Annotated in this window: 14 protein-coding genes and 1 pseudogene; all 15 read right to left on the bottom strand. The window is 47.8% G+C overall.

From position 1 onward, the window contains the following. Positions 1-394 (bottom strand): annotated as a pseudogene (locus tag BN1969_RS00085) (hypothetical protein); the annotation flags it as partial. A gap of 464 nt (positions 395-858) precedes the next feature. Further along, the gene (locus BN1969_RS00090; RefSeq protein WP_050622433.1) at positions 859-1101 is read right to left on the bottom strand and encodes a hypothetical protein; all 243 of its coding nucleotides are present in this window, start codon (positions 1099-1101) and stop codon (positions 859-861) included. Between the two features lie 14 nt (positions 1102-1115). Continuing rightward, a complete protein-coding gene (locus BN1969_RS00095) occupies positions 1116-1868 on the bottom strand; it encodes a hypothetical protein (RefSeq protein WP_050622434.1) in 753 nt (250 codons plus the stop codon). 15 nt (positions 1869-1883) lie between these two features. Then, positions 1884-2906: a site-specific integrase gene (locus BN1969_RS00100; RefSeq protein ID WP_050622435.1), complete on the bottom strand. Its 1023-nt coding sequence runs from the start codon at positions 2904-2906 to the stop codon at positions 1884-1886. A gap of 849 nt (positions 2907-3755) precedes the next feature. Next, positions 3756-4058: a hypothetical protein gene (locus BN1969_RS00105; RefSeq protein ID WP_050622436.1), complete on the bottom strand. Its 303-nt coding sequence runs from the start codon at positions 4056-4058 to the stop codon at positions 3756-3758. After that, on the bottom strand, positions 4051-4953 hold the full coding sequence (locus tag BN1969_RS17675; RefSeq protein WP_147576930.1) for a hypothetical protein: 903 nt from the start codon (positions 4951-4953) through the stop codon (positions 4051-4053). The genes BN1969_RS00105 and BN1969_RS17675 overlap by 8 nt, the downstream gene beginning before the upstream one ends. Positions 4954-4987: 34 nt before the next feature. Next, positions 4988-5395: a hypothetical protein gene (locus BN1969_RS17680; protein WP_147576932.1), complete on the bottom strand. Its 408-nt coding sequence runs from the start codon at positions 5393-5395 to the stop codon at positions 4988-4990. A 27-nt stretch (positions 5396-5422) separates the two neighbouring features. After that, positions 5423-5836, bottom strand: coding sequence for a helix-turn-helix domain-containing protein (locus tag BN1969_RS00110; RefSeq protein WP_050622437.1), 414 nt, complete (start codon positions 5834-5836; stop codon positions 5423-5425). Between the two features lie 119 nt (positions 5837-5955). Next, complete coding sequence (locus tag BN1969_RS00115) at positions 5956-6207, bottom strand: hypothetical protein (protein WP_050622438.1); 252 nt, start codon at positions 6205-6207, stop codon at positions 5956-5958. Further along, complete coding sequence (locus BN1969_RS00120; protein ID WP_077138653.1) at positions 6207-6968, bottom strand: ParA family protein; 762 nt, start codon at positions 6966-6968, stop codon at positions 6207-6209. The genes BN1969_RS00115 and BN1969_RS00120 overlap by 1 nt, the downstream gene beginning before the upstream one ends. A 145-nt stretch (positions 6969-7113) precedes the next feature. Beyond that, complete coding sequence (locus BN1969_RS17685) at positions 7114-7341, bottom strand: DUF5348 domain-containing protein (RefSeq protein ID WP_147576934.1); 228 nt, start codon at positions 7339-7341, stop codon at positions 7114-7116. Next, entirely contained in the window at positions 7310-7483 is a 174-nt protein-coding gene (locus BN1969_RS00125; protein WP_154669713.1) for a hypothetical protein, read from the bottom strand. The genes BN1969_RS17685 and BN1969_RS00125 overlap by 32 nt, the downstream gene beginning before the upstream one ends. A gap of 11 nt (positions 7484-7494) precedes the next feature. Continuing rightward, positions 7495-7806, bottom strand: a complete 312-nt coding sequence (locus BN1969_RS00130; protein WP_050622440.1) for a type II toxin-antitoxin system RelE/ParE family toxin — start codon at positions 7804-7806, stop codon at positions 7495-7497. Beyond that, positions 7799-8077 (bottom strand): type II toxin-antitoxin system Phd/YefM family antitoxin, encoded by a 279-nt coding sequence (locus tag BN1969_RS00135; protein ID WP_050622441.1) that lies wholly within the window; start codon positions 8075-8077, stop codon positions 7799-7801. The genes BN1969_RS00130 and BN1969_RS00135 overlap by 8 nt, the downstream gene beginning before the upstream one ends. A gap of 42 nt (positions 8078-8119) precedes the next feature. Next, on the bottom strand, positions 8120-9258 hold a 1139-nt coding region (locus BN1969_RS00140; protein WP_242850248.1), incomplete at its 5' end, for a hypothetical protein.

The following is a 9258-nucleotide window of genomic DNA, read 5'->3' on the forward strand; positions in this document are numbered from 1 at the left end:
TCCCAACCCCATCAAGATCAAAGACCAGAGCATAGAGATACCGAGCATTCTTGCCGCACCGGCGGCGTCCAAAATAAGACAGAGGAGACATAATGGTAAAGTCCATATCAAAAACCTCCGACAGCTCTGAAAGCTCATCGGTAATGGTATAGCGTTTGGCCTTACCTTCCTCCTGGATCTCCAACGCGATCCCTGCGGCCTTCGGTACCGTCACCGCAATCCCGTTGCCCTTCGCGTCCTCAAAATGGCCCTTCCGCTCAAAGCTGCCCACGGGGAAGATCTCCCGGTAAAACTCAAAGGGCGTGACCGGCTCCAGGAACTTCTCCAAATGCTCATTCTTTTCCCTGTACAATTCCTGCAGCTGCTCCATAGCGGCCTGCTGCTCCATAGGCATACACTCACCTCCAAAAGAAAAAGTAGCAAAAAGAAAATCCGCTGCGGCGGGGAACGCCTGCGGGCGGAAGGGGGGAAAGGGGGAGCCAAAGAGCGGCCCCTTTGGGGCCTTAAAGAGAAAGTCACCTCCCCCTTTCCCCCCGTGCTCCGGCTATGGAAATGATGGAAAACCCTATCGGGTTTACCACATTACCACAGCCTCCGCACACCCCCCAATTCCCCTCCGACTTTCTCCCCCTCTAAGAGAGAAATTTACGAGTTTCTTTTAGGGCCAAAAGGCCCATAGGGGGGCATATATTATCAATAGAGTTTTTCCCTATTTTTCGACAGCCTAAATTTAGATCATATTTCCATTCTCACCAACCCCTTATATCGGGCATATATTATCAATAGAGTTTTTCCCTATTTTGATTGTTATTATAGCCTGTCCAGGCGGCGCTTTCAAGGCCCTCGGACAGGCTAATTTTAGGCGTCGTTTTTCCGGACACTGACTGGCGCGACATCTGTACGCTTCAGGCTCCAGCCGGTCTCCAGGTCCCGCCAACTCCAGCCGCCGTCAAGATCTCGCTCCAGTTCAACCTCGATCCAGTGACCGGCCACCCGAATCTCCAGCTGTTCCCCTTCCTCCAGCTCCCTGGTACCCAGTCCAGTCCATACTACGGTTAAGTTATGAGTTACCGCATCCTCTGCACACAATCCCATCTTCATCATTTTTATCTCCTTCAGTTCTCTCGCATATCCTTCGGGACAACCTCCAGGGGCCTTGTATGAACTAATATCATTTCCCAGTACCCGGCCCGATAATTGGCCCTGAAACTCCGGTATTCCGTCAGAGCTGTATTCTGCTGCATAATTTCCTCGTCTTTATCCGCAGCACTCAGGAAATCCTCATAGTCACCGGCGACCCATCGCTCTATCCCTAACCTGGCAGCTTCCCACTCCCCGGTTTCTGGGAAGAACTCTTCCAGTATCAGCTTCTTTGCCTGTTCTGCTGGAAACTCTATCGAATATGGGCTTTGAATCACGGTCTCCCATAGTTTCACTGATTCCAGTCTTTGTCTACTTTTATACCGATAGATCTTTTCTGAAGATACCACCACCACATAGCCGGTGTGCTCCTTCTTGCGTTTCAGTTTTCGATCCGCATTGGCCCTTTCCCTGGCAACACGCAGCAGATTTTCATTCAGATCCTTCTGGCTGGCACTTTCAGCTCGTTCCGCTTCCAGTGCAGTTCTCCATTCTTCTATCGTCTGCTCATGCTCCTGCGCCATTAGCTTCAGTTTTCGTTCATTTTCTTTTTTATCATCATCTGCCTTGCTTCTCTCGTTTCTGGCTTCCTGTTTCGCCTGGGAGATCTCCCGCAAGAGGTCATTATACTCCTTCAGGCTCAGGATCACGTGAGTACACTCCGGATCAGATTGGCCGCCAGGAACTTCCTTGTACCCTATCATTGTCTTTTTTACAAACTCGCTCATGGCAGCGCCCCCCCTTTATAGATCTCGGATATAGTTGTTGGCCACAACATCGATCCGATTATGGCCCAGCGCCTTGCTGCACACCAACATAGCAGCCTTGTCCAACTTCCTACCAGATTCATCTTTGCGGCAGGTATACACCTCGCTCTGGTAGCGATGCCCGGTGCCTTTGTTCACCCGGTCATAAGGAATGTCCTTGATTTCTCTGGCGTTAACTTTATAGATCACCGTGGCATACTCGGCCCGGTATCCGTGAATATCGGCGCTCTGGTGGACGTGCTGCCACACCTTTTCCTCTGCCGGCGTGTTACTGATCCGCTCTATGATCTGCCCCGCATTTGGCCCGATGATAGGGCTTAGGCGCTCCCTGCCACCCTTTCCGTTGCGGACATGGGTAAAGTAACCCTCCGGGAATAAAAGGGCGTCCTGGAGCATTTCCAACCGCTTGGTGTCGGCCGGCGTCAGTTCCTCTGCAGGCCGACTCTCCAGCTTGGATAACTCAACCTCGACCTGTTCTCTGGTGACCAGATCCTTCCCCCGCAGCTCCTCCAGCTCCTTCCGACGCAGCCCAGTCCCCTGACAAAACTTGATTAGCCCATCATTGTTCGTCTTGGAGAAGTGCTTATCCCGAACCCGGTCGCCGCGGCTCCGCTTGATATTTTCCCGTTCCTTTTTCGGAGCTTTGAAAAAGTCTTCATCATCTGGAGAGATCCCGTACAGTTTTCCCATGGCCGACCGCTGCACACCAACCGTCCATGCAGACAGGCCCCGATCCACGCCATCCTGCAGCCACTCGTTTACATACTTCCTGGCACTTTTCAGTGTAGTACATTCTGGATGGTGTTCCTTGATGTACTTGATAAAATACTTCGTGTGCTTCCAGTAACTCTGGTAGGTGCTGAAGGAGAAAATCTTATCCTTGTCCGTCCCATTCGCCTTTGCCTCTTTTCTGCTCTCCCCAAACGCTTGCATACTGGTCAATCGTTCATAGGCTTGCTGGTGAAGATCCTTGTGATAAGCCTTGTTGCGCCGGCCCATAGGCCCCTCCTCTCTCGTAAAATAGATTTCTATTTTTATAGATAAACAGAAATCTATTTTTAATTAAATCTATACATATATAAATCTGCATTTCTACAAAACTATAAATCATGATTTCTTGTTTTCTATCATCTGTTCAAGCAAAGCCGCCTCATGTCAGCTCCCCTCGGAGACTCGGCAATCGGCAAATACACTTTTTAACGTCTTATGTGTGACGGATTTGGGATCGCTCCCGACACTTTTTTGAACTGCTTATGTGTGCAGTCCCGATTTATTGAGATCTACGGCAGTTCGGGATCTGTCGGCACTTTTGTAGAGGGTGCGGCTCTCCAGGAGATCTACAGTATCCTGGCTACTATCAGAGAGTGGATAGGGACATGATACATTTTGCTTACCCATCACTTTCAAAAGGATTACTCGTGTTGGGGTCCATGGTGCGCTTTCCATTTCACAAAGGTTACTGTGGCAAGCCCGCACACCACACAGGAGTATCAACCCTGTCATGGCTTCTGTATGGGTATTTGCTGAACCCCCAGCCGGCAGCTCCGGCCAAGACGCTCTGGGCCTAATCACTCTTTACCCTCGCCCAGACGAGCCTACCTCTGATCCGCTGCAACCCTACCAGCCGCAGCCTCCATATCCCACCGCCTTCCCATCAGGCCGCTGTCCCGGCTCCAGCACCGTTCGCAGCCTATTTCTATCCATGCTCATCGTACCATACTAAAACAGAGAAGTCAACATATTCATAAAAATAACCGTATAACGGTTTACCCGTTCACATATAGTGCAAACGGGTAAACCGTTATATAAGCGGTAGAGGGAACGATTTTCCTCCACCGCTTCTTCAGTTTATGGCTTGTCCTCTTTTCTTGCTTGTCGTATATATTTCTTATTGTTTATTATCGACAGCACAAACGCAAACAGCACGGCAATTCCAATCACAATTGTGGCTATCTTTTCCCTCTGGCATAGCACAAATATTATTGTTCCTACTCCAATAATCATTTCCAGGATTGCCTTGTTTTTTTGCCATTTCTTTCTTCCTGGTAGTTCCCTGTACTCTTTCCGAATTGCTTCATCATCTCCAGCAAAATCCCGAAAGGAACGGTAGCAAAAATACATGGAAAATAAAATAATTATGAGGTTATCCATACAGGGCTCTCAAATCTACATTACTCCATGATGTCGGGGCCTCATCAATTCCAAATACTTTATACATCATTTGCCGTCCCATTCCAGAATTTCCCCAATCTCTCACCGTGTACCCTTCTGTCTTAACTTCGGGTCCACTACCATAATCGACATAGGCATATACCCCATCGAGCCGCGCAGATTCCCCTTGCCCAGATGGCTGTGTAGGCTCTCCATGGATTTCTTGATTGTAGTAATCACATACAATTGTTCGAGTAAGGACACATGAATAAAAACCCGTTGCAAGTTTCTCTAAGATTCCATAAGATGTTGCACCAGAAACAATCTTTTCCGCCATCTTTTCGGCTTCATGATGGAAAAAGAAGATAGAAACAATTGCTGCAGTCCATTTTCCAAGTCGTTGAGATGTACCCGCATTAAAGGTGTACTCCCGATCTTTAAACCATCCCTCTCTTAAATCACAATTAATAGAGAAAATCGTATTGGTAAATGTGTTTCTATAATGCATATATCCAAGATTTCGGAAATGCACTTCATCCGGAATATCTGTATCCGCACGAGTCTGTCTCTTTGTAAACTCAGTCTCGGTTGTGGTATTACCTGTTGCATCATAGTATACGCTATCAATTCGTCCACTTCCAGGTTGAGTCGTATGAGCCTCAATCAAAACATTGTTTTCATACTCATAAATTGTAATAGAACCATCCGGATTATCCACTGAGGACAAAATAGTCGTAGGAGGCAACTGCTCACCTGCAGTTAAATATCCAACTGGTTCGCTTTCATAGAAAATCTCTCCTATAATTTCATCAGTTGGAACTTCCGCAGCTACTGCAGGAACCAAAAGAGAAAACATCATCGTAAGTACCAACATACCAGATAAAACTTTTTTCATCGCTACTACCTCCTATTTTATCTTTTCTTCTTCATCAATAATTCACATGGCCAGAAACATGAATTATTTCCGAAGAATTATTTCTTACTACAAAATAATAATGCCCTCTTTGACTTACTTTGATAGCCTTATCAAAACTTCCTGTTGTTGTATTCAGACCATAGAACAAGCCATCTGGTGCGACCAGTCCGAAGTCTACGCTCGCAGAAAAGGGGGAATACGTTGCCTTAATCGTTACAACCTCTCCAACTTCCAGCGGGAAACTGCTGTCAGCTTTTACAGCACTATTGGCCGGGACTTCCATATCGAACTTTCCTGTAGCTCGCACCTCCAGAAAATTGCCATCAGATAGATCAGCACCTGCTGCTACAGCACTTAATCTAAAGCATGATACCAATGCAATCAGTACCAGCATTAAGAAAAAAGTCTTCTTCCTCTTCATCCTTCTCACCCCCCCTCTCTTCTACATCTACCAATCCATCACAAAATTATCTACCGTAACCACATCACTCCCTTCTATTTTCTCCATGGGAATTGTTGTTTCTTCCTTTCTCCAAAAAATCATTGTACATAGCACCAGCACAGTGAGTCCAGCTACTATAAGTGCCAGTACAATTTTTCTCTTTGGGGCTTCATTAATAGATTCTGCCTTGATTGGCTTTAGTTCCTCATGAGGCAGTTCAACTGCATCGTCATTAAGTAAATACTCCAATGGAACATTGTATAGTGTCCCTAAACATTTAAGATTATCAGTTGTCGGCTTCGCTATCCCAGCTTCCCACCTTGAAATAGCCTGTCGAGAAACACCAATCTTTTCTGCCAGATTCAATTGTGATAATCCTTTTGCTTTGCGCAAAGAGAACAGCTTTTCTTCCAATTTCATTTTCTGCACCCCTAAAGTACACGAACACTTATTAAATGTAAACCGCAAGCGGTTTACATTTAGGCAATCACTGATTGCCTTTTCCATTTTTTCTATAATTTTTCTCTAAATAGCCCATTTTATTTTAGATACTCTTCCAATCCCCTGCGTAAAAGATCATTGACTGTCTCAGTCAAATTTCTTTCTTCCTCCAGCGCCATTCTCCTAAGTGCCTTGTCAATATCCCGATCCAAAAAGTATGACCGCTGCACCCGATCCTTATTCTTGCTACCCACCACTGCCTTTATGGGTCCCTCTGCTGCGGATACCTGACCTGCTCGCACCATATTTTGAAGAGCCGCCTCCTGATTAAACTTCGCTTTCCCCGCCATCACACAATTACCCCTTTCAAAAATTCCTCAATAAAGGTCCTATAATCCTCCGCTACGGTAGACTTCCCGGCATAGTCAAATATATCGGTCTGATTCGCCTGGGCTTCTTCTACTGCCACCGCAGACCGAATATAGGTCTCATAGATCGGCGCCGAGATGTACTCCCCCAGCTGCTCCGCCAGTTCCCTGATCTCCCGGCTGATATTTGCTCTTGGATTGAACCTGGTAAAGAGGATGCCCAGGATCTTCACACCAGGATTGCAATACTTCTGGACACTGGTGACCGTCTCGTTGAGCTGGGAAATCCCGGCTGTGGCGAAGATCCCGGCAGTGGTAGGAATCAGAATATCGCTGGCGCAGGTAAAGGCATTCACCGTCAGCACACCCAGGGATGGCGGTGTGTCGATCACGATGAAATCATAGTCGCCGGCGACTGGAGCCACGGCCTCCTTCAGCCGATGCTCCTTCCCGGTCTGGGACAACTCCTGCTCTGCTCCGGCCAGCATGATATTGGCCGGCACAACATCATAGCCACCCTTTGCGTGCTGCGTGGCCTCCTGGATCGTGGCCGCCCGCTTCATCACCTCATAGACCGTGAGAACATTGTAGTTCTCTACGCCACAGGCCGACGAGAAGTTTCCCTGGGGATCGAGGTCAATTCCCAGCACCTTATACCCTTTCCCGGCCAGTCCTGCAGCAAGTGCCTGGGCCGTGGTCGTCTTGCCGACGCCGCCTTTTTGATTTGCTACTGCAATGATCATGTGCTCACACTCCACTTCTTTCAATCTGTTTTTATAGAAATATATAATTCTATATTACTATAAATATATTTTTATATCAATATAGAAATATAGAATTATAGTGACTATAAAACAGCCGGTTCCCTTTGGTGGGAACCGGCTTAGTTTAGTTCTGGCTCTCACGGGCCCACAGGCCCACCGGAGACACACCAGGATGCCCAGGCATATACCATCCATCGTCATTGTGCTCAAAGGAGACGGCCCGCCATGTGCCGCCACCGAGCCGATCCGGAAGAAGGACTTCAAGGCTCTGGCCGCAGTGAATATCCCAACCATCCCAGGTCAAACGGTCACGCTCCGGCTCATAGCTGATCTGTAACACCTTGGCTTTCATCTTTTTCCATCGCCTCCAGTTCTTCCATCGTCTTTATAATTCCAAGGCCAGCACGCACCTGTTCACGCCCTCGTTTCAGCTTACCTCGATAGAAATTGCTATCCCATTCCCCGGAACTTTTCCCCTGTTCATCGAAACTCATAAACTTCTCCTTCATTCAAGTAGCAAGTTATAGTCTCTCTTTGCATAGATCACTCGAGCGATTGTTACCAGCTTTTTTTCTTCATCTACCCAATAAAACATAAAGTAATTCTGTACCAATAGTTTCCGGTACTCATGTTTTAATGGTCGAATCGGTGTATATGCAGGATTTGCGTATGGGAACTTAGGGAGCCTTTCTCCAGCCTCTATCAGTTCTGTAGCCAAGCGATCCGCAGCAACAGGATTTGCTAACTCTACGCCGATATATCGGACAATATCAATCATATCCTGCCGGGCAACAGGTAGGTACTCCAAATTATACAACCTGTTCTCCTCCTATGGCATCTCGCATGGCTTTCAGCACCTCTTTTGAGGAATATCGCTTGCTGGTCAGCTCGGCCTCTCGCTCCGCTTCCTGCAGCTTAAAATATACCTCACTTTCAAACTGCAGGCTCTCAAACGCCTCTATACTCATCACAACCATATCTCCGTATCCATTCTTCGTCAGAAATACTGGCTTTGCAGTCTCATGAACTGTCTTTGAAATGTCGGCAAAATTGTTCCGTAAATCCGAAACAGGTCGAATCATATTCATAATATCACCTCATCTTTATTTTATCATAATTATGCTAAATTATCAACTCGTTTCGCCCCACCATTTCCGAATCGTCTTTGGATCAAGGCCAGTATCCCTGTGGCAATCAGCCTTGCGCCCCTCTGGGTGCTGCTGACGCCATTCTGAAACCTGACACTGCGCTGATGGCCGTCCTCCACCAGAAACGACGTCTCCCAGTTTTCCCTTCACTTCTCGCACACCACGCGCAAACTGTAAATGCTCTCTCTGTTTACGCCAATTCCGCTTATTGACAGGCATAGTAAGACCGGAGATCTTCGCTATATCATCCCTGGGAAATGTTACATAATCCTCGTTGAACATCTCCAGAGCGCACACTACATCATCCTTCGTGAAACGGTTGATGTCCTCGATACTCATATCGTCATAGGGCTTCAGAAGCGAAAAAGCATCCTCACGCAGCTCCTCCTCACTGATCCCGCACTTCTTCGCATAAATCGCCAATGTCATAATACCGTAGAACCGATGGCCAACTCTGATCTCATCCCCGATCCGGTGCAGCCACCAGTCATAAAGATCCCGCTTGACCGTCCAGCGGCCCCGCCGCTCCTTCTTGACGATCCTCCGCTCATACCAATCTGGATACTTCTCCTTTGCTTCCTCCAGAGAGAGCCGGCCCTTCCGCATAAGGCCCAGGAGCTGCTGCTGCTCTCCATTGCTATCCGGGATAAACTCCAGCAATTCCTCTACCGTCACCCGCCCGCCGAGCCGATAGGCTGTCACAGGATACTCCCGGCCCAGCTTGGAACCAGACCCGACCACTCGGAAGCCCTGCAGGATACCTTGTACCTGCGGCTCTTTGATGGTGGAGGTGTACCTGTTCCATATCTGCCGGGTGAGGGAGTATTTCAGTTCCTTCAAGCATTTCTGATTGTACGGATACATAGGAATCGGCTCCTCCAGTACATAATACAGGTGAAGTCCCGTCCCGCTGTTTACGACGAAGGTAGCCTTGGGCAGAATATCCTTGTTCATCTGGTGAAGCGTGTCCCGGAGCTGTGGCATCCCAACCCCATCAAGATCAAAGACCAGAGCATAGAGATACCGAGCATTCTTGCCGCACCGGCGGCGTCCAAAATAAGACAGAGGAGACATAATGGTAAAGTCCATATCAAAAACCTCCGACAGCTCTGAAAGCTCAT

The sequence above is a fragment of the Clostridium phoceensis genome (assembly GCF_001244495.1).
Lineage (GTDB): Bacteria > Bacillota > Clostridia > Oscillospirales > Oscillospiraceae > Lawsonibacter > Lawsonibacter asaccharolyticus.

Excerpts from the sequence above, each read along its gene's own strand:
- BN1969_RS00105 (WP_050622436.1), bottom strand. The coding sequence starts at position 4,058 with ATGGATAACCTCATAATTATTTTATTTTCCATGTATTTTTGCTACCGT.
- BN1969_RS00095 (WP_050622434.1), bottom strand. The coding sequence starts at position 1,868 with ATGAGCGAGTTTGTAAAAAAGACAATGATAGGGTACAAGGAAGTTCCT.
- BN1969_RS00135 (WP_050622441.1), bottom strand. The coding sequence starts at position 8,077 with ATGAATATGATTCGACCTGTTTCGGATTTACGGAACAATTTTGCCGAC.
- BN1969_RS00090 (WP_050622433.1), bottom strand. The coding sequence starts at position 1,101 with ATGAAGATGGGATTGTGTGCAGAGGATGCGGTAACTCATAACTTAACC.
- BN1969_RS00100 (WP_050622435.1), bottom strand. The coding sequence starts at position 2,906 with ATGGGCCGGCGCAACAAGGCTTATCACAAGGATCTTCACCAGCAAGCC.
- BN1969_RS00125 (WP_154669713.1), bottom strand. The coding sequence starts at position 7,483 with ATGAGTTTCGATGAACAGGGGAAAAGTTCCGGGGAATGGGATAGCAAT.
- BN1969_RS00115 (WP_050622438.1), bottom strand. The coding sequence starts at position 6,207 with ATGGCGGGGAAAGCGAAGTTTAATCAGGAGGCGGCTCTTCAAAATATG.
- BN1969_RS00120 (WP_077138653.1), bottom strand. The coding sequence starts at position 6,968 with ATGATCATTGCAGTAGCAAATCAAAAAGGCGGCGTCGGCAAGACGACC.
- BN1969_RS00110 (WP_050622437.1), bottom strand. The coding sequence starts at position 5,836 with ATGAAATTGGAAGAAAAGCTGTTCTCTTTGCGCAAAGCAAAAGGATTA.
- BN1969_RS17685 (WP_147576934.1), bottom strand. The coding sequence starts at position 7,341 with ATGAAAGCCAAGGTGTTACAGATCAGCTATGAGCCGGAGCGTGACCGT.
- BN1969_RS17680 (WP_147576932.1), bottom strand. The coding sequence starts at position 5,395 with ATGAAGAGGAAGAAGACTTTTTTCTTAATGCTGGTACTGATTGCATTG.
- BN1969_RS17675 (WP_147576930.1), bottom strand. The coding sequence starts at position 4,953 with ATGAAAAAAGTTTTATCTGGTATGTTGGTACTTACGATGATGTTTTCT.